The organism is Marinobacter changyiensis (genome assembly GCF_009193265.1).
Lineage (GTDB): Bacteria > Pseudomonadota > Gammaproteobacteria > Pseudomonadales > Oleiphilaceae > Marinobacter > Marinobacter changyiensis.
Genome location: NZ_VZZZ01000001.1, coordinates 746,208 through 764,670 on the forward strand (window position 1 = coordinate 746,208; position 18,463 = coordinate 764,670).

Genomic DNA, 18,463 nt, shown 5'->3' on the forward strand with positions numbered 1-18,463 from the left:
CCGTTGCATGAGAAGCGGTTGCCTGAGAGGGGTTAACCCAGGAGACAACATGACGGTGATGAACACGGCGGTAACGGACTACGATGCCTTCAGAGTCAAGGTAAGTGTTTCCAAGGATGATATCTGCCGTGAGTTATACCGGCAAAACCAGGCGATGATCCGCATCAAGAAGGAAACCGTTGCCGTGCGCAATCTGGTGCGGATCATCGACTCCACCCTCAAACTCGCCAACTCCAAAGGCTTCCGGGCCATGACCCTGCGGGATTTGTGCGCGGATTCGGGCCTCAGTATGGGTGGCCTCTATGCCTACATCAAAAACAAGGATGACCTGATTCACTTGATACAGGGCCACGGCTTCATTCTGACCCGTCGCACCCTGCTGGACTTTATCGCACCTGAAACCGACCCTCACCGGCGCCTGTTTGCAGCGGTAAAGGCACATTTATACCTGAGCGAGCTGATGCGGGCCTGGTTCTACTTCTCGTTTATGGAAGTCAAAAGCCTGCCGGCCGACGAGAAAAAGGACGCCATCGCGATTGAACAGGAAATTGACGATATTTTCCACGAAATACTCGAAGATGGCGTAAAAGAGGGCGCATTCCGCCCCATTGAGACCCGCATTTTGTCCGCCATGATCAAGGCTCTGCTGCAGGACTGGTACCTGAAGCGCCGAAAATACCGGGACAATGACATCAGCGTCGAGCAATACGCCGCTACGGTGCGGGAGCTTCTTGAACGGTATCTGGCCCGAGACTTCGCCTAGGATCAGTGTCCCGTCTGGCTAATTCGTTAATCTACTGCGAATTAGCCAGACGGGGCACTAGCCGTCAATAACTTCCGATAAGCCTTCAGAACCGATTCATCCTCGCTCGGATACTCCGGTGCCATTGCCCGCAAACGCTCCGCCAGCACCGCCGCCACCAGGGCCCGGGCCACCGGCTTGCGGTCAGCCGGGATAATCAGCCATGGTGCTTCCGGGGTATGGGTGGCGGCCATTGACTGCTCGGCATAGCGAGTATATTCATCACGTTTTTGCCATCCATCGATGTCTGACGGGTCAAATTTCCAGCGTTTACGGGGTTTGTCCAGGCGTTTGATCAACCGGCGCCGGTGCTCTTCTGCCGAGAGTTTCAGCCAACACTTGATGATCACCGTGCCCTCTTCGACCAGATGCTGCTCGAACGCGCGGATAGACCCATAGCGAACCTCCCAGTCATAGCGTTCAGGCTCATGCACCGGCCACAGGCGCTCGGCAATAACGGCCTCGTGGTGACTGCGGTTAAACGCGACTACCTCACCAAAGGCCGGCAGCAACGGTACCACTCGCCAGAGAAAATCGTGCCGGGTTTCAGCTCCGGTCGGGCGACCGAAGGACCAGGCATGAAATCCGGCCGGATCCATATAGGTGGCAAGCGTGCGAATCAGGCTGTCTTTGCCGCTGGCATCAAGGCCATGCACGATTAATAACACCGCCTTCTTGCCATTAGCCCAGAGCCGTCGCTGGTACTCACCAATATCCTCCAGGCTGGTTTCCAGCGGCACCAGGGCGTCATCATCACTGATATCACTGGCATAATCGGATAGCCGAGGCTGGTCGGGCTGGTAAAGCCATGGCTGCATACTGACTTGGTCGGTCATTCGGCACTCCCGCTGATCAGGTCCGGGGTGGGCACCCTGCCCTAAAGCATTGGGGTATCCCTTCAGAAACTGTAGACTACAACGATTGAAAACATCAGCAACACTTCAGCGACAACACGGTTAACCATGAGCACGAAACGACGCGAGATTCCGGTCTTCGATCACCCCATCATCGAAACCCATTGCCATCTCGACTACCTGAAAGACCGCCCCCTCGAGGACACCCTGGCCGAAGCCCGGCGGGTGAATATCGAGCGCATCATCACCATCGCGGTGTCGCCAAAGAACCTTGGCGCCGTACGTGAACTGGCACAGTCGGCGCCCTGGGTTTACGGCACGCAAGGTGTGCACCCCCATGACGCCGAAAGCTACACCGATGAAGCCGAGGCGGAAATTCGCGCCCACGTCGGCGATGAAAAAATGGTCGCCGTAGGCGAAATCGGGCTGGATTATTTTTACGACAACGCCGATCGCAATGTGCAACGGAACGTGTTCCGCCGGCAACTCCAGATCGCCTGTGATACTGACCGCCCGGTGGTGATCCACAGCCGCGACGCCGATGACGACACCATCGAGATCCTCAGCGAATTCGAAGGCACTCTCAAGCGCCGCGGTGTGATACACAGTTTCACCTCCGGCCCCGGTCTGGCCCGCTATGCCCTCGACCAGGGCTGGTGTCTCGGCTTCAACGGTATCTCCACCTTCAACAAGGCGGAGAACGTGCGGGACATCATCCGCATGACGCCCATTGAACAACTGCTGCTGGAGACCGACTCACCGTTCCTGACGCCGGCGCCTTACCGGGGCCGGGAAAACGCACCGTTCTATATTCCGTTTGTGGCGGAAAAAGTCGCCGAAGTAAAGGAATTGCCCCTCGATGAAGTGGTAAAGACCACCTACCAGAACAGCCTGCGCGTGTTTTTCGGCGGCTAGGAGCCAAGTGGGGATAGGGTTTCCGGAAGGTTTTGAGGCCAGGCATCGGGACGTGACCCTGTAATCTACTGTCTCAACTCCTGGCTCTTGGCCCGCCGATTTCTCGCAGCTGCGCCTGCACCTCCCGTGCGGACTGACCGTACAGCATCAACATGCGGTAATCGAAACGGTCGAGGCCCCGCTTCAGGGCGACGGCCTGTTCGATATCCACCACCAGTTTTAACAGCTTGCCCAACGGTCCCTGGTGGTCTGTGATGGCCTGCTGAACGGCCTCGTCCACTTTGATCTCCTGCAAAAACATCGCGGGCTCGATACCCATCATTATGTCCACTCCGGAGAGCAGGCCGGTAAGAAACGCCGTCGAGGGCTCGATCTGTTGGTTCTTCATGCGTTTTGCCAATGCCTGACAGGCGCTGGCCCTTACCAGGACCAGGCGGGCTTGCTCGGTGGAGCTGGCATTGAGAGCGCCGATCAGTGTTGACCACTGCCGCAAGTGATCAATGCCGAGACGGACAATAACTTCACGGATTGAGGAGATCGTAGCCTGTGACCGGTAAAACGGGCTGTTGACGATCTTGATCAGGCTGATAGACAGGTTGGGGTCAGCAGACAGCACCTCTGTGAGCTCGTCAAAATCCGGCTCGTCCTGATACAAAAGTGACACCACCCGAACCAGCTGCCAACCGGCAGGGTCGAGCTTGCGGCCGGAAATAAGCTTGGGGCGCGCCATAAAATAGCCCTGGAACAGGTCGAACCCGAGCTCCATGAACCGGTCCCGCTGGGCTTCCTCCTCAACCCGCTCCGCCAGCCAGCGCACCGGGTAACCCTGCAATCTGGAGCGTTCATGAACAATAACGTCTTCGGTGAACTGCGACAGATCAACTTTAACCACCGAGGCATAATCCAGCAGCGGCCGCCAGGCTTCAGTGAAGTCAAAATCGTCAAGCGCAAACCGGAAGCCCTTCTCGTGCCACTCATGGACTGAACGGATTAACTCCGGCGTAGGCGTGATACGTTCGACCAGCTCAATGACGACACGACTTGGATCAACGGGCAGGAAGGCACCCGAGAGCAGGAAATCCGCCGAGACATTGATATAGACATCACACTTGTAGTGGTCGGCCTGGTCGATAACGCCGGTGCACAAATTAAACAGCAGCTCGCTGGTCGCACGGTACTCTCCCACGCTCAACGCACTTTCACCGGCGTCGTTGCGGTAAAGCAACTCTACTGCTTCAATCCGGTCTTCCCGGTCGTAGATAGGCTGGGACGCTAACAGCGTTGATTTTTCCATTAACCATCCAGATTGATTATATGATCCCGCACGCTGGGGCCCGCTAACTGTAGCGAAGATTAACAGTTGAAAGGCAAGGGACGCCAGATCAAATCCCCAGCCGGTCACGCAAACCATAATACCAGGCGCCAAGCGCGGTAAACGGCACCCGGAACAAGCGGCCGCCGGGAAACGGATAATGGGGAAGACTGGCAAAGGCATCGAAACGGTCAGTCTGGCCTTGAATAGCGAGAGCCAGAGATTTGCCCGCGACATGGGTGAAGGTGACTCCGTGACCGGAGCAGCCCTGGGAGTAGAAAATATTGTTATCCAGGCGGCCCAGTTGCGGTAACCGGGACAGAGTGAGCAGGAAATTCCCGGTCCAGCTGTAGTCAATTTTCACAGCGGCCAGCTCCGGGAAGGTTTTCAGCATGTTGGGGCGAATCAGCCGTTCGATGTTGTCAGGATCCCGGGCACCATAAACCACGCCACCGCCGTAGATCAGCCTCTTGTCGCCGGACAACCGGTAATAATCCAGCAGGTAATTGCAGTCCTCTACACAGTCATCTTCCGGCAGCAGGCGTTTTGCCAGCTCGGCGTCCAGCGGCTCGGTAGCAATGATCTGGGAGCCACAGGGCATGGATTTGGCTCCCAACTGTGGGATCAGCCCGCCTAGATAGGCATTGCCTGCTACCACCACAAATCGGGCCCTGACCCTACCATGATCTGTAACGACTTCCGCCGGCTCGCCTGGGTTGACGGCGACGACTTGGGAATGTTCATGAATCACCCCACCCAATGATTCAAATGCTGCGGCTTCGCCCAACGCCAGGTTCAACGGGTGAATATGCCCCCCGGTATGATCCAGCGCGCCTCCAACATAGCGGTCCGTGCCGATGCGCTGGCGAATGGCAGCCTTGTCCAGCAGTTCCAGCTGATCATAGCCAAAGCGACGCCAGAGTTTTTCCTGTGACGCCAGGTGGCCCTGCTGCCCGGGTGTTATCGCTGCAAAAATACCGCCGTCTTTAAGGTCACATTTTATCCCGTATTGCGCCACGCGCTGACGGATTATCTGACCACCTTCAAAAGCCATATCCGCCAGCAGTTTGAGGTGGCCCGGGCTGGTCTGCTTTTCAATGGCATCCAGGTCACGGCTGTAGCTGTTAACAATTTGCCCGCCGTTGCGACCAGAGGCACCCCAACCCACGGTAACCGCTTCCAGCACAATCACCCGGAACCCACCTTCTGCCAGAAACAATGCAGTGGAGAGCCCTGTGAAGCCGGCGCCAATCACACACACGTCCGCCTCGGCAGGACCCTGCAAGGCAGGACGCTCAGGGGCAGTGTTGGCTGACGCTGCATAGAAGGAGGGAACCGGAGCAGTCTGGGTCATGGTGATCTTGCTGTAGGTGTGGCGTTGATCGGAGGTACGGAAAAGATGCCCAGTCTATGTCAGCGAAAAGAATCTGGGAAGCTGCGTTCTTATGCACTCTTATGCGTAGTTGTTGCTATGATTCAGCGGTCAGAAATTAACCCGAGGCCACCATGTCGACACCCCGCACCCAGCAACAGTGGCAGCAGCTCGCCGCCAGCCTCACCATTAACGGTCAGGCCTATATCAATGGCCGCTTGCAACCCGCCATCAGCGGCGAAACCTTTACCTGCATCAGCCCTGTAGATGGCCGGGGTCTGGCTGAAGTGGCCAGTTGTGATCTGGCGGATGCCGAGTTGGCAGTGACTGCCGCCAGGCAGGTATTCGAATCGGGCAAATGGAGCCAGTTGGCTCCGGTCCAGCGTAAGCAAGTGCTGCTGCGTTTTGCCGAGCTGATACTCGAGCATAGGGATGAACTCGCCCTGCTGGAATGTCTCGACATGGGCAAACCCATCAGCAATGCCCTGAACGGGGATGTGCCTGCTGCCGCCCGAGCCATCAACTGGACCGCTGAAGCCATTGATAAGGTCTACGGTGAGCTGGCGACCACGCCTCATAACCAGGTCGGTATGATTTCCCGGGAGCCGATTGGTGTGGTTGCAGCCATTGTGCCCTGGAACTTCCCGATGATCATGGCGGCCTGGAAAATTGCCCCGGCCCTGGCCACCGGTAATTCCGTGATCCTGAAACCTTCGGAGAAATCCCCTCTGACCGCCATCCGCTTCGCCGCCCTGGCAGCGGAGGCTGGCATTCCAGCCGGGGTGTTCAACGTGTTGCCGGGCTACGGCCACACAGTTGGCAAGGCTCTGGCCCTGCATATGGACGTGGACTGTCTGGTATTTACCGGCTCTACCGCCGTGGCCAAACAACTGATGATTTATGCTGGTCAATCGAACATGAAGCGGGTCTGGCTGGAAGCGGGTGGCAAGAGCCCCAATATTGTCTTCTCCGATGCCCCCAACCTGGCAAAGGCTGCGGCCGAAGCTGCCAGTGCCATTGCCTACAACCAGGGTGAGGTCTGCACTGCTGGCACCCGGCTGTTGGTGGAAGAAAGCATTCGCGAGCGTTTTGTCGGCATGGTCGGCGAAGCTCTGAAGGCGTGGAAACCCGGCCACCCGCTGGACCCGGCAACCATGTCCGGGGCTATTGTCGATCAGCAACAACTGGACCGTATTATTGACTATATCGGGATTGGTCAGAGCGAAGGCGCCAGGCTGGTGGAAGGCGGCCAGCAAGTCATGCAGGAGACCGGCGGGCTGTTTGTGCAGCCGACGGTATTTGATGGCGTCAGCAACCGCATGCGCATTGCCTCGGAGGAAATTTTCGGGCCGGTATTGTCGGTGATCGGTTTTACCACTGCCGAAGAAGCCATCGCCATCGCCAACGACTCCATCTATGGCCTGGCCGCGGCGGTCTGGACATCCGATATCAACACCGCGATGAAAACCGCCAAAGCACTGCGGGCAGGCAGTGTCTGGATCAACCACTACGACGGCGGCGATATGACGGCGCCTTTTGGCGGTTTCAAGCAATCAGGCAATGGCCGCGACAAATCGCTGCATGCGTTCGACAAATACACCGAACTGAAAGCCACCTGGCTGGTGCTGGAATAATTCCCGCCACCGCACTAGTGCGGTTCAAACAGGCTATTGCGGCGGGGTGGGAGGATCAGACAGTATGCAGGTACCAGAGATATTCCAGATCGGAGATGGTCCTCTCGAACTCGGTGAGTTCATGTTCCTTGCAGGCGGCGAACACATCCAGGAACCGGGTGCCCAGATAATCGTTCATCACCGGTGACTGGGTCAGCCCGCGCAGGGCATCCCGCAGGTTATTAACCAGCGAGGCATCATGCTGTTCATGGGCGTTGCCGACCGTCATCGGGGGTGGCTCAATCCGGTTGGAGATGCCGTAATGGATACCCGCCAGCACTGCTGCCATGACCAGGTAGGGATTGGCATCGGCGCCCGCCACCCGGTGTTCGATGCGTAACGCGTCCGGATCGCCCCCCGGCAGGCGCAACGCGGCGGTGCGATTATCCACACCCCAGGTAGGCGCACTGGAAACATAGTACTCCGGGCTGAAGCGTCGGTAGGAGTTAATGTTGGGGCAGAACATCGCCATCGAGTCGTTCATGGTCTCAGCCAACCCGCCTATGGCCCAGCGCAGAAGGTCATCAGGTGCGTTGGCGTCGCCCGCGAACACGTTCTTGCCGTCACTGTCGATCAGGCTGACATGCAGATGCATGCCACTGCCGGCCTGGTTGTGATAAGGCTTGGCCATGAACGTGGTATCCATCTCATGGTCGTAAGCCATGTTCTTGATCAGGCGCTTTAGCAGCGTGGCGTGATCACAGGACTGCACCGCGTCAGCCACATAGTGCAGATTGACCTCAAACTGGCCCGGCGCGGATTCCGCGACCAGCGCATCCGCAGGGAGGTCCTGTTCACGGGCGGCGTCCAGCACATCGGCCAGAAACTCAGCGTACTCGTCCAGGTCATCGATGGAATAGGCCTGCACCCCCGCCGGACGTTTGCCCGACATGGGTGATTTCGGAGGCTGCGGCCGGCCGGACAGGTTCTCCTGGTCAATCAGGTAGAATTCCAGTTCAAACGCCGCCACTGGCGTCAGGCCCAGCTCGTCAAAACGCCTGACAATGTTCTGCAACACCACCCGTGGATCGGCAAAAAACGGCGTCTTGCGATCGAGTTCGTACATGGTCAGCAGCAACTGCCCGGTCGGTCGTTTCTGCCAGGGCTCCATAGTGAGCGAGCCGGCAATGGGCAGGCAGACCCGGTCAGCTTCGCCAATATCCAGACCCAGCCCGGTTTCTTCCACGGTGGTGCCCTGGATATTCATACCGAAGATGGAAGCAGGCAACGCGATACCTTTGTCGAACACTTTCAGCAAAGCTGAGGGATCCACCCGCTTGCCGCGAACGATGCCGTTCATATCGGGGATCAGCAAGTCGACAAACTGCAACTCGGGGTGTGCCTGAAGAAACGCTTTGGCGTTCGCAGAACCGGAGCTCATAACAGAAACCTTATACAGTCACTAAGTGCACTATTTGCCTGTGTTAATGGTCCACAGGATCTTACCAAAACGCCGTTTCACCGAGCCTTGAGCGCTCTTTATCCGGCTTTCAAGGAGCCTTTGCAACCAAAACCTGCAACCACCGGATCAGCCGCTAAAAAATCCCTGGCGCAGAGCGAAACTTGGTGCTAAATATTGCTTGTTTTCAATGGTGGGAAAGGAGCCTCTGAAAGCCAGAATTTATCCAGAAGCTATTCAGAAACTCCTTCAGTAATAATAGCAGAAGTTTGTATCGGGTTATCCGGACCATAATGCTTTGCTGGAGTAAATATTTGGTATGCCCCAAGCCCTTGATCCTGACAGCCCCACTCGGCCACTAATTGGTGTCAGTGCCTGCAGCCAGCAAGTACCGGGACGTCATCCGGCTTTTGCTGTTGGCGAGAAATACGTCCGGGCGGTGAGCGAAGGGGCTGGCGGCATTCCGCTGGTGATTCCCGCCCTGGGAGATGCCTTACCCCCTGACCAGTTGGTGAATGCCCTCGACGGCCTCCTGCTGACCGGCTCCCCCTCCAATATCGAGCCTCATCATTACCAGGGTCTGCCCAGTGCTCCGGACACCCTGCATGACCCCCGCCGCGACGCCACTACACTGCCGCTGATCCGGGCGGCGATTGCCGCCGGAGTGCCCATACTGGGGCTGTGTCGGGGTTTTCAGGAAATGAACGTGGCGTTCGGTGGCACCCTGCACCAGAAGTTGCATGAAACCGGCCAGTATCAGGAACACCGGGAAGACAAAGAACTTCCCCTCGATGAACAATACCGCCAGGGTCACCTCGTCCGGATCGCCAAGGGCGGCGTACTGGCGGGCATCTGGCCGGCGTCTGACACCGTGCCGGTAAATTCTCTCCACGAACAGGGCATCAAGGACCTTGCCCCGGGCCTGGTGGTCGAAGCCACGGCGGAGGACGGCCTGGTGGAAGCCTTTTCCATCGCCAACGCCCGAAGCTTTGCCCTGGCGGTGCAATGGCATCCTGAATGGCAGTGGCAGCCAGGGGTGTCCGCCAATGAATTCCCGTTTTACCGCGCACTTCTTGAATCCTTCGGCGAGGCTTGCCTGGCGCGCCGAAGGGAACGGACCCATCCAAATTGAACAGGCACCCCAACGAAATCGGTTTTTTGGCATTCCAAACCCACTGTGAGGTTTCAACATGATCAAATTGTGTGAAAAAACCGCGATTGCTGTCTCTGTCGCACTGGTTATGGGCGTTACCTCGGTGTATGCCGCTGAGGAAGTCCGTGTTTACAACTGGTCCGATTACATCGCCGAGGATACCCTGGCGAAGTTCACCGCTGAAACCGGCATCGAGGTGATCTACGATGTCTACGACAGCAACGAGATTCTGGAAGCCGCACTGCTGTCAGGACGTTCCGGATATGATCTGGTTGTCCCCTCGAACCACTACGTCACCAAGCAGATTTCTGCGAATGCGTTCGTACCGCTGGACCACAGCAAATTGCCTAACCGGGTGAACCTGAACCCGGATCTGATGGACGAACTCGAATCGGTCGATGCCGGCAGTGCCTATTCCATTCCCTATCTCTGGGGCACCAACGGCTATGGCTTCAATGAGGGTCGTATTAAGGAAATTCTGGGTGAAGATGCCCCGACCGATTCCTGGGCCCTGATCTTCGACCCGGCAGTTACCGGCAAGCTCGCAGAGGGCGGCTGTGGTATCAGCATGCTGGATTCCGGCGAGGAAATGTTGCGGGCCGCCATGGCTTATCTGGGTCTGAACCCCAACAGTAACGACGACGCGGATATTGCCAAGGCCGCCGAGGTAATCAAGTCGGTGCGCCCAGACATCACTTATTTCCATTCCTCCCGCTATATTGCAGACCTGGCCAATGGTGACATCTGCGTGGCGGCGGGTTATTCCGGCGACCTGCTGCAAGCCGCTGCGCGCGCGGAAGAAGCGGGAAATGGCAACGTCATAAAATACACCATTCCGAAAGAAGGCGCTGCGCTGTGGTTTGACATGATGACCATCCCCCAGGGCGCGCCCAACGTCGAAAACGCTCATGCCCTGATGAACTTCCTGATGAAGCCGGAAATCATTGCCGACGTTACCAACTACGTCTGGTACGCCAACCCTAACAAGGCTGCCGACCCATTTGTAGACCCCGAAATCCTGGCGGACAAATCCATCTATCCGTCCGATGAGGTGATGCAAAAACTTTACATCATGGAGGGTCGTCCAATGGCAACCCAGCGTCTGGTGACACGCACCTGGACTAACGTGAAGTCCGGTCGTTAGTGGCCCGGGACAACAACATGTTGCTCCAAATCCAGGGCGTCAGTAAATCCTACAATGGCCTGCTGGCGGTAGACGATGTCAGCCTGACCATCCAGAAAGGTGAAATTTTTGCCCTGTTGGGTGGTTCCGGATCCGGCAAATCCACCCTGCTGCGCGCCCTCGCCGGCTTCGAGAAGCCTGACCAGGGCCGAATCATTCTGGATGGGCAGGACATCACCGACCTGCCGCCCTATGAGCGGCCCACCAACATGATGTTCCAGTCCTACGCGTTGTTTCCGCACATGTCCGTGGAGCAGAACATCGCCATGGGGCTGAAACAGGACAAACTGCCGCGCCAGGAAATTCGCCAGCGGGTGGCGGACATGCTCAAGCTGGTCAAGATGGAGCCCTACGCCAGGCGAAGGCCCGCGCAATTATCCGGTGGCCAGCAACAGCGGGTCGCCCTGGCTCGCTCGCTGGCGAAACGGCCCAAATTATTGCTTCTCGACGAGCCCATGGGCGCCCTGGACAAGAAGCTGCGCACCGAAATGCAGCTGGAAGTCGTGGATATCCTCGAGAAGGTGGGCGTGACCTGCCTGATGGTTACCCACGATCAGGAGGAAGCCATGACCATGGCGGGGCGTATCGCCATCATGTCCAGCGGTCGCATTGTTCAGATCGGCTCACCGGTGGATATCTATGAAAGTCCCAACAGCCGTCTGACGGCGGAATTCATTGGCTCGGTGAATATCTTTGAATCCACCATTCTGTCGGATGAGGTCGACAGCCTCACTCTCGACTCGACGGATCTGGACGCCAGGGTCTTTATAGACAGGGGCGTCACCACGCCGGCCGAAACCACCCAGACCCTGATTGCCTTGCGGCCGGAGAAAATCCTGATCAGCCACGACAAACCGGCCGACGAGTTCAACTGGAGCGCCGGCACGGTTCAGGATATAGCGTATCTGGGCGGGGTCTCCACCTATTACGTCGAGCTTGCCAGCGGTAAACGGGTTCAGACCAGCATGGTAAATAGTGAACGGCGTGCCGAACGCCCGACCTGGGGCGACAAGGTGTTTATCGCCTGGGATGCCGCCAGTCCCATCGTACTCTGGAACTGACACATGGAACCCCAACCGATGAAACCAGGGCCAACTAAAAGCCTGGTCCGGCGGGTACTGGCCAGTCGCTCGACTGTCTTCGGCGTGCCGTTCATCTGGCTGTTGCTGTTCTTTCTACTGCCGTTCGGCCTGGTACTGAAGATCAGTTTCTCGTCTGCGGTCATGGCGATCCCGCCCTACGAGCCGGTTTTCAACTATATTGATGACACCTTCTCGGTGGTGCTCAATTTCGGCAATTACCTGTTCCTGATATCCGACAGTCTGTATGTGGCGGCTTATTGGGGCTCGATCAAGATCGCCTTTATCGCCACCCTCTGCTGCCTGCTGATTGGCTATCCCATGGCCTACGCCACCGCTCGGGCGCCGGTGCAGTTGCAGCTGGTGTTACTGCTGTTAATCATGATGCCGTCCTGGACCTCGTTTCTGATTCGGGTGTATGCCTGGATGGGCATCCTCGGCAACCAGGGCCTGCTCAACAACCTACTGCTCTGGCTCGGCCTGATTGATGCCCCGCTCAGGATGCTCAACACCAACTTTGCGGTCATCCTTGGCATTGTGTACGCCTACCTGCCATTCATGATTCTGCCGATCTACGCCAATCTGGTTAAGCTCGACACCCGGCTGCTGGAGGCAGCTTCGGACCTGGGTTCACGGCCCCTGAATACCTTTTGGACCATCACCCTTCCGCTGTCCAAAGGCGGCATCATAGCGGGTTCAATGTTGGTATTCATTCCGGCGGTGGGCGAGTTTGTGATTCCGGAACTTCTTGGCGGCCCTGACACCCTGATGATCGGCAAGGTGCTTTGGGAGGAATTCTTCAACAACCGGGACTGGCCAGTGGCTTCGGCCCTCGCCATCGTTATGCTGGGGCTGCTGCTGATCCCGATTATCCTGTTCCACCGCTATCAGGCCCGGGAGCTGGAAAAAAATGGTTAGGGCGAAAAGCGTCAGTTTCTCCCGGGTGGTGCTGGTAATCGGCCTGCTGTTTCTCTATTTGCCGATGTTCGTCCTCGTCGTCTATTCGTTCAACGCTTCCCGGCTGGTATCGGTGTGGGCCGGTTTTTCCACCGAGTGGTATGGTGCGCTGCTGCAGGATCAGCAGTTGCTGTCGGCGGTGTGGATGAGCCTGAGAATTGCCTTCTACTCCGCCTCCATGGCGGTCTGTATCGGCACCCTCGCATCGTTTGTGATGACCCGGTTCCAGCACTTTCGGGGCCGAACCATGCTTTCGAGCATGATTACTGCGCCGCTGGTGATGCCGGAGGTGATTACAGGGCTGTCGTTGTTGCTGCTGTTCGTGCAGATGGCGCAACTGATCGGCTGGCCTCAGGACCGCGGCATGGCTACCATCTGGATTGCCCACACCACCTTCTGCAGCGCCTATGTGGCGGTGGTGGTGTCAGCCCGGCTGCGGGAAGTGGACCGCTCCATTGAAGAAGCCGCCATGGATCTGGGCGCCACACCTTTGAAAACATTCTTCATTATCACCATCCCGATGATCGCGCCGGCGCTGGTATCGGGGTGGCTGCTGGCCTTTACCCTTTCCCTGGATGACCTGGTCATTGCCAGTTTCGTCTCGGGTCCCGGTGCCACAACCTTGCCAATGGTAGTGTTCTCTTCCGTACGGCTGGGCGTCTCACCGAAGATCAACGCCCTGGCTACCATCATCATCGTGACAGTATCCATTGTGGCGTTCATTGCCTGGTATCTGGTGCAGCGCAGCGAAGAAAAGCGGCGACAACCGCTGCCTGAGTCGTCATAAGAATCTGAAACCAGGACTCCGGCTTAAAAAACCAAAGCGAGCGGTTTTCGCTCATCTTCCGAGCAATCATGAGCGGTATCCGCTCATTCCGATAGTCATACTCTCCCTAAACCCCGGATAGACGCCTCTCCGGAGCTGGCCCCGCATTTGCTTTAGTCTATTATTTAAATACATCCCAGAAACCGTCATCCGCTCTCGTCGAGAAGCGACGCGGTGAATCCGATGGTTGAGCGCTCCGCCGGCCATTTCGCACAACAACAATCAAGGAGAACACAATGGGACATCCCACACCACAGGCAGGCTTGCGGCGTACGCTGCTCAGCACCGCCACCTCCGTCGCACTGGTGTCTGCCGGTGTCATCGGCTTCGGTCAGGCCGCGCATGCCGAGGACACCTTTAAGGTCGGTCTGGTCACCTTCCTGTCCGGCGGCGCCTCCGGACCGTTCGGCGTGCCCGCCGCCCAGGCCGCTGAAACAGTCATCAGGGCCATTAATGCCGGCGAGCTGCCGGCACCCTACGACACTGCCGGGGTCAACGGTTTGCAACTGGAATCGGTAGTCATTGATGAGGCGGGCGGGCCCACCAAACAGGTGGAAGAGTACCGTAATCTGGTCCAACGCCAGAACGTCAACGCCGTCATCGGCTATATCTCAAGCGGTGACTGCCTTGCGGTCGGCCCGGTCGCGGAAGAAATGAAGACCTTTACCATCGCTTTCGATTGCGGCACACCACGGCTGTTCGACGAAGTGGATAACCCCACCTACCTGTTCCGCACCGGGCTGGACGCAGTCGCTGACAATGTCGGCGCCGCCCATTATCTCAACGACGCCAAATCCGATGCCAAACGACTGGCAGGCATCCAGCAAAACTACGCCTGGGGCCAGGACTCCTGGCTCGACTTCACGCTCTCCATGGAACAGCTGATGCCGGATGTGGAGATTGTCGATAATCAGACGCCACAGATATTCCAGGGCAGCTATGGCACCGAGATTTCTGCGTTGCAAACCAGCCGCCCCGACATCATCCATTCCAGTATGTGGGGTGGTGATATGGAGGCCTTTGTGGCCCAGGCCAACGTTCGCGGGTTACTTGACCAGGCAACGGCCATTCTGACCACCGGTGAGTCGGGCCTGCACCGGTTCAAGGATCAGGCTCCCAACGGCACCATTCTGGGTGGTCGTGGCCCGTTCGGCGGGTTTATGCCCGAGAACGAGCTGAGTGAATGGTTCTCCAAAGCCTATGAAGAGGAACACGGCACACCGCCAAGCTACCCGGCCTCCAAGATGGCCCAGGCCCTGCTCGGTCTGAAATACGCGGCTGACAACTCCGGCGCCGAAGGGGTTCCCACCAGCGAGCAACTCGCTGAAGCACTCAAGGGTGCCTCGTTTGAGTCCGTCAGCGGTACCGTCGACATGGGGCTGGCTGGTGGCCACCAGGCCCTGCAGCCGATGCTTTACGGCGAATATCACTACTCTGATGAGACCGGTCCGGAATTGCGGAATGTCCGGTCCTACAAAGGCGCATGTGTATCTCCACCTGACGGTCAGAACGCTCAGGAATGGATCAAGGCAGGCTTCCCCGGAGCCGACTGCAACTGATCCGTTGACCCGGTCCGGCAACCTTCGGGTTGCCGGTATTACCGATAACAGGAGTACACACAGATGTTAACCGTCTGGGCGATTCTTATTGACGGGCTTATCTACGCCTCGTGGCTGTTTCTGGTAGCTGCGGGCCTGACCGTTATATATGGCGTAATGCGAATTCTGAATATGGCTCATGGCAGCCTCTATGCCTTGGGGGCCTATGCCGCCGCCTCTGCCATCGGCTGGTATTACAATGGCGGCGGCGACCAGCTCTGGATAGCGCTGACTCTGATCGCGGTGTGCGCGATAGCGATCGGCGCGCTGGCCGGGCTGATCATGGAACGCGGTGTGTTGCGGCTGATGTACGGCCGTGACGAGGTGCTGATGCTGATCGTGACCTTTGCCATGCTGCTGGTTCTCGAAGACGTCATGAAAATTATCTGGGGAACCACGCCCTACTTCGCCTATCAGCCGTATGCGGCGATGGGACGATTCAATATCGGTGTACTCACCGTTTCCGGCTATCAACTGATGGTGGTCGGGGTTTCGGTTGCGGTCGGCCTGGCGCTCTGGTTCTGGCTGGAGCGCACCAAGATCGGCAAAATTCTGCGCTCCATAATCCATGACCGCGAAGTGTCCGAAGCCATGGGCGTCAATGTGCGGCGGATGTTCACCATCACCTTTATGATTGGCGCGGCCCTGGGGGCCATTGCCGGCGGCGTTACCGCGCCCATTATTTCCGTGGTTCCAGGGGTGGGCGTGGAAGTGATTGTCGTCGCCTTTGCGGTGGTGGTCACCGGCGGCCTGGGTAGCATCACCGGTGCTGCCATTGGCGCCCTGATTGTGGGCCTGGCCCGTGCCATCTCCATACACACCATGCCCGAACTGGAATTGTTCATTGTCTATGCCGTGATGGCCGCAGTGCTTATCTTCCGGCCCCATGGACTGTTCGGTCAGGCCGTAGCGAGGAAAATCTGATGGGTCTGCAAAAATCAGAGATTATGTTGGTTGCCGCCGCCCTAGCCATCGGGCTGCTGTCGTTTGTGATTCCGGACTGGCTAGCGTTCACCACCACCCTCGCCATTGCCAGTGCCTTGGTGGTGCTGGGTGTCGTCATGCTGATGCGGGCCGGGCTGGTGTCCTTCGGCCAGGGTCTTTATTACTGCATCGGCGGTTATGCGGTGGGTATGGGTGGCCGCTTCCTCGGCGTCACCGACGCCCTGTTGCTGATCGGCATGGGCGTCGTCGTTACCGTCGCACTCGCTATGGTGCTGGGTTTGCTGCTGACCCGCTATCGGGAAATCTTCTTTGCCATGCTCACCCTGGCGTTTTCGATGATCCTTTACGGCATTCTGGTAAAAAGCCACAACCTGGGGAGCACCGATGGTTTCGGTGTTGGGGACTGGACCCTGCTGTGGTTCGATCCCGAGGGTGGCAAGGGCAGCCGGACCGTGCTTTGGCTGGCAACGGGTGTCGGCCTTGCAGTGGCGTTGTTTCTCAACCGCTATTTCGGGTCCTCCATGGGCCTCGCCTGCGAAGCAATTCGCGAGAATGAGGTCCGGGTCGAATACATGGGCATGTCCCGGCGCCAGATTCTCTACATCAATTACGTTATCGCAGCCGCCATCGGTTCCGTTGGCGGTTCCCTAACCTCGTTGGCCGCCGGTCATGTCGACCCCACCATGGCGTACTGGACGATCTCCGGTGAGTTTGTGTTCATTGCCCTGTTGGGCGGCACCGGCCATGTGGCGGCATCGTTCATAGCAGCGATGATTTTTATCATGGTCAGAACCTACGCGGTTGAGCTGTTCCCCAACTCCTGGCAGATGATTCTCGGCATTGTCTTGCTGATGATCATCCTGTTCCTGCCCAAGGGTATCTGGAGCCTGTTCACCCGTAAGCGGAGGGTCGCATCATGACCGAGATTCTCAGAACGGAGGGCTTGTCCAGATACTTTGGCGCTGTGGTCGCGGCGGAAGATATCAACGTCACCATTACCGAGGGTGAAATCGTCGGCGTCATTGGCTCCAACGGAGCCGGCAAGACTACCTTCATCAATATGGTGACCGGTTACCTGCCCCCATCGGCTGGCACCATCGCGTTTGATGGCAGCCCGATCAAAGGTCTGGGCCCGCGCAAACTGATGCGCAAGGGGCTGTCGCGTTCATTCCAGATTCCGCAGCTGTTCCTGGAATTGTCGGTGCTGGACAACCTGTCGATGGCGCTGTCGGCGTCGGAGTCGCGACACCTGGAGATGATGCGACCGGTCCGCACCCCGGAGCGGATAGCGGCGGCGGATGAAATTCTGACGCAAATGGGCATCACCCAGTATCGCGAGGAGATGGTCACCGCCATGCCCCAGGGCGCACGCAAGCTGCTGGACATCGCCATTGCCATGCTCGCCAACCCGCGCATGCTGTTACTGGACGAACCTACCAGCGGGGTTAGCACCGAGGAGAAGCACACTCTCATGGATACTGTGATGGAGGTGGTGAAACGGCGTGGCCTGACGGTACTCTTTGTAGAGCATGACATGGAGATTGTGCAGAAGTACGTTACCCGGGTACTGGCCTTTGCCAGCGGCGTTGTGATCAAGGATGGCCCGGTGGAAGAAGTGCTGGCCGACGCCAAGGTCCAGGAGCTGGTGACCGGCAAACGCCGGGGGAAAAACATCGAAACCCAAGAAGGGGGCGCCTGATATGAGCCTTAAGATTGTTGATCTGGACGTCTCGATCGAGCGCATCGGTATATTGCGGCAGGTGAATATGGAGATCGCCACCGGCAAGATGGCCGGTCTGATTGGCCATAACGGTGCCGGTAAAACCACGCTTATCCGGGCCATTATGGGCCTGCTTCCTGCCAGCTCTGGCTCCATCAAGTTCAAGGGCGAGGAACTGGCCAAAAAGGCCTCTCATCATCGGGCAAAGCTCGGGATCAGCTACATGCCGGAGGACCGCCGTTTGATTCCGGAGCTGACGGTTACCGAAAACATGCTGATGCCAGCCTGGGCCAACGGCCTCAAGGATGGCGAAAAACGCCTGCAGTGGATTTATTCCCTGATGCCGGAAATCGCGGACTTTGGCGAGCGCAAGGCGCTGCAGTTGTCCGGCGGCCAGCAAAAACTGGTGGCCCTGGGCCGGGCATTAATGCCAGGACGTCAGCTGATCCTGCTGGATGAGCCCTTCGAAGGGGTAGCGCCGGTGCTGGCACAGCGGTTGTCATCGGTCATCGGGGACTTGCGAGGCGAGGGCCTGACGGTTCTGATCGCCGAATCCGATGACATCCATTCGGCTGAACTGGTAGACAGTACCTGGCGCATCGAACGCGGTGAAGTGACCGCCGGCCCCCACAAAGATCCGTCCGCATCCATTCAGGATGCCCACTCTGCCTGAGC

17 protein-coding genes are annotated in these 18,463 nt (G+C 57.9%); 13 read left to right on the forward strand and 4 right to left on the reverse strand.

The features are described from left to right. Nucleotides 1–49: 49 nt before the first annotated feature. Nucleotides 50–763, forward strand: a complete 714-nt coding sequence (locus F6Y09_RS03615) for a TetR/AcrR family transcriptional regulator (protein WP_246180284.1) — start codon at nucleotides 50–52, stop codon at nucleotides 761–763. A gap of 41 nt (nucleotides 764–804) precedes the next feature. On the opposite strand, the gene F6Y09_RS03620 is transcribed toward F6Y09_RS03615, so the two are convergent. Next, nucleotides 805–1,638: a polyphosphate kinase 2 family protein gene (locus tag F6Y09_RS03620; RefSeq protein WP_152205533.1), complete on the reverse strand. Its 834-nt coding sequence runs from the start codon at nucleotides 1,636–1,638 to the stop codon at nucleotides 805–807. A gap of 126 nt (nucleotides 1,639–1,764) precedes the next feature. Here F6Y09_RS03620 and F6Y09_RS03625 point away from each other — a divergent pair, with 126 nt between their 5' ends. After that, nucleotides 1,765–2,571 carry a TatD family hydrolase gene (locus F6Y09_RS03625; RefSeq protein ID WP_152205534.1) on the forward strand — a complete coding sequence of 269 codons (807 nt, stop codon included), beginning with the start codon at nucleotides 1,765–1,767 and terminating at the stop codon, nucleotides 2,569–2,571. Between the two features lie 73 nt (nucleotides 2,572–2,644). On the opposite strand, the gene F6Y09_RS03630 is transcribed toward F6Y09_RS03625, so the two are convergent. Together F6Y09_RS03630 and F6Y09_RS03635 are read right to left on the reverse strand one after the other, a co-directional pair. Continuing rightward, entirely contained in the window at nucleotides 2,645–3,865 is a 1,221-nt protein-coding gene (locus F6Y09_RS03630; RefSeq protein ID WP_179959328.1) for an EAL and HDOD domain-containing protein, read from the reverse strand. A gap of 88 nt (nucleotides 3,866–3,953) precedes the next feature. Further along, complete coding sequence (locus F6Y09_RS03635; protein WP_152205536.1) at nucleotides 3,954–5,237, reverse strand: NAD(P)/FAD-dependent oxidoreductase; 1,284 nt, start codon at nucleotides 5,235–5,237, stop codon at nucleotides 3,954–3,956. A gap of 152 nt (nucleotides 5,238–5,389) precedes the next feature. On the opposite strand from F6Y09_RS03635, the gene F6Y09_RS03640 reads away from it, so the two are divergent. After that, on the forward strand, nucleotides 5,390–6,889 hold the full coding sequence (locus F6Y09_RS03640; protein WP_152205537.1) for an aldehyde dehydrogenase: 1,500 nt from the start codon (nucleotides 5,390–5,392) through the stop codon (nucleotides 6,887–6,889). Between the two features lie 55 nt (nucleotides 6,890–6,944). On the opposite strand, the gene F6Y09_RS03645 is transcribed toward F6Y09_RS03640, so the two are convergent. After that, nucleotides 6,945–8,309: a glutamine synthetase family protein gene (locus F6Y09_RS03645; RefSeq protein ID WP_152205538.1), complete on the reverse strand. Its 1,365-nt coding sequence runs from the start codon at nucleotides 8,307–8,309 to the stop codon at nucleotides 6,945–6,947. Nucleotides 8,310–8,646: 337 nt separating this feature from the next. Between F6Y09_RS03645 and F6Y09_RS03650 the strand changes: the two genes are divergently transcribed. The 10 genes from F6Y09_RS03650 to F6Y09_RS03695 all read left to right on the forward strand — a co-directional run bounded on the left by F6Y09_RS03650 (nucleotide 8,647) and on the right by F6Y09_RS03695 (nucleotide 18,461). Further along, nucleotides 8,647–9,459 carry a gamma-glutamyl-gamma-aminobutyrate hydrolase family protein gene (locus F6Y09_RS03650; protein WP_152205539.1) on the forward strand — a complete coding sequence of 271 codons (813 nt, stop codon included), beginning with the start codon at nucleotides 8,647–8,649 and terminating at the stop codon, nucleotides 9,457–9,459. 58 nt (nucleotides 9,460–9,517) lie between these two features. Next, entirely contained in the window at nucleotides 9,518–10,624 is a 1,107-nt protein-coding gene (locus tag F6Y09_RS03655; protein ID WP_152205540.1) for a polyamine ABC transporter substrate-binding protein, read from the forward strand. A gap of 17 nt (nucleotides 10,625–10,641) precedes the next feature. After that, nucleotides 10,642–11,724 carry a polyamine ABC transporter ATP-binding protein gene (gene potA / locus F6Y09_RS03660; protein WP_152205541.1) on the forward strand — a complete coding sequence of 361 codons (1,083 nt, stop codon included), beginning with the start codon at nucleotides 10,642–10,644 and terminating at the stop codon, nucleotides 11,722–11,724. An 18-nt stretch (nucleotides 11,725–11,742) separates the two neighbouring features. Next, nucleotides 11,743–12,660, forward strand: coding sequence for an ABC transporter permease subunit (locus F6Y09_RS03665; RefSeq protein ID WP_152205975.1), 918 nt, complete (start codon nucleotides 11,743–11,745; stop codon nucleotides 12,658–12,660). Continuing rightward, nucleotides 12,653–13,486 carry an ABC transporter permease subunit gene (locus F6Y09_RS03670; RefSeq protein ID WP_152205542.1) on the forward strand — a complete coding sequence of 278 codons (834 nt, stop codon included), beginning with the start codon at nucleotides 12,653–12,655 and terminating at the stop codon, nucleotides 13,484–13,486. Before F6Y09_RS03665 ends, F6Y09_RS03670 begins: the two co-directional genes overlap by 8 nt. 275 nt (nucleotides 13,487–13,761) lie before the next feature. After that, entirely contained in the window at nucleotides 13,762–15,084 is a 1,323-nt protein-coding gene (locus F6Y09_RS03675) for an ABC transporter substrate-binding protein (protein WP_152205543.1), read from the forward strand. 63 nt (nucleotides 15,085–15,147) lie between these two features. After that, nucleotides 15,148–16,047, forward strand: coding sequence for a branched-chain amino acid ABC transporter permease (locus F6Y09_RS03680; RefSeq protein WP_152205544.1), 900 nt, complete (start codon nucleotides 15,148–15,150; stop codon nucleotides 16,045–16,047). After that, complete coding sequence (locus tag F6Y09_RS03685; RefSeq protein WP_152205545.1) at nucleotides 16,047–16,988, forward strand: branched-chain amino acid ABC transporter permease; 942 nt, start codon at nucleotides 16,047–16,049, stop codon at nucleotides 16,986–16,988. The genes F6Y09_RS03680 and F6Y09_RS03685 overlap by 1 nt, the downstream gene beginning before the upstream one ends. Then, nucleotides 16,985–17,767, forward strand: coding sequence for an ABC transporter ATP-binding protein (locus tag F6Y09_RS03690; RefSeq protein ID WP_152205546.1), 783 nt, complete (start codon nucleotides 16,985–16,987; stop codon nucleotides 17,765–17,767). The genes F6Y09_RS03685 and F6Y09_RS03690 overlap by 4 nt, the downstream gene beginning before the upstream one ends. Nucleotide 17,768: 1 nt before the next feature. After that, nucleotides 17,769–18,461, forward strand: a complete 693-nt coding sequence (locus tag F6Y09_RS03695; protein ID WP_152205547.1) for an ATP-binding cassette domain-containing protein — start codon at nucleotides 17,769–17,771, stop codon at nucleotides 18,459–18,461. The last annotated feature ends 2 nt before the right edge of the window (nucleotides 18,462–18,463 follow it).

Excerpts from the sequence above, each read along its gene's own strand:
- F6Y09_RS03685 (WP_152205545.1), top strand. The coding sequence starts at position 16,047 with ATGGGTCTGCAAAAATCAGAGATTATGTTGGTTGCCGCCGCCCTAGCC.
- F6Y09_RS03640 (WP_152205537.1), top strand. The coding sequence starts at position 5,390 with ATGTCGACACCCCGCACCCAGCAACAGTGGCAGCAGCTCGCCGCCAGC.
- potA (WP_152205541.1), top strand. The coding sequence starts at position 10,642 with ATGTTGCTCCAAATCCAGGGCGTCAGTAAATCCTACAATGGCCTGCTG.
- F6Y09_RS03615 (WP_246180284.1), top strand. The coding sequence starts at position 50 with ATGACGGTGATGAACACGGCGGTAACGGACTACGATGCCTTCAGAGTC.
- F6Y09_RS03620 (WP_152205533.1), bottom strand. The coding sequence starts at position 1,638 with ATGACCGACCAAGTCAGTATGCAGCCATGGCTTTACCAGCCCGACCAG.
- F6Y09_RS03645 (WP_152205538.1), bottom strand. The coding sequence starts at position 8,309 with ATGAGCTCCGGTTCTGCGAACGCCAAAGCGTTTCTTCAGGCACACCCC.
- F6Y09_RS03670 (WP_152205542.1), top strand. The coding sequence starts at position 12,653 with ATGGTTAGGGCGAAAAGCGTCAGTTTCTCCCGGGTGGTGCTGGTAATC.
- F6Y09_RS03650 (WP_152205539.1), top strand. The coding sequence starts at position 8,647 with ATGCCCCAAGCCCTTGATCCTGACAGCCCCACTCGGCCACTAATTGGT.
- F6Y09_RS03630 (WP_179959328.1), bottom strand. The coding sequence starts at position 3,865 with ATGGAAAAATCAACGCTGTTAGCGTCCCAGCCTATCTACGACCGGGAA.
- F6Y09_RS03695 (WP_152205547.1), top strand. The coding sequence starts at position 17,769 with ATGAGCCTTAAGATTGTTGATCTGGACGTCTCGATCGAGCGCATCGGT.
- F6Y09_RS03680 (WP_152205544.1), top strand. The coding sequence starts at position 15,148 with ATGTTAACCGTCTGGGCGATTCTTATTGACGGGCTTATCTACGCCTCG.
- F6Y09_RS03690 (WP_152205546.1), top strand. The coding sequence starts at position 16,985 with ATGACCGAGATTCTCAGAACGGAGGGCTTGTCCAGATACTTTGGCGCT.
- F6Y09_RS03655 (WP_152205540.1), top strand. The coding sequence starts at position 9,518 with ATGATCAAATTGTGTGAAAAAACCGCGATTGCTGTCTCTGTCGCACTG.
- F6Y09_RS03625 (WP_152205534.1), top strand. The coding sequence starts at position 1,765 with ATGAGCACGAAACGACGCGAGATTCCGGTCTTCGATCACCCCATCATC.
- F6Y09_RS03675 (WP_152205543.1), top strand. The coding sequence starts at position 13,762 with ATGGGACATCCCACACCACAGGCAGGCTTGCGGCGTACGCTGCTCAGC.
- F6Y09_RS03665 (WP_152205975.1), top strand. The coding sequence starts at position 11,743 with ATGAAACCAGGGCCAACTAAAAGCCTGGTCCGGCGGGTACTGGCCAGT.
- F6Y09_RS03635 (WP_152205536.1), bottom strand. The coding sequence starts at position 5,237 with ATGACCCAGACTGCTCCGGTTCCCTCCTTCTATGCAGCGTCAGCCAAC.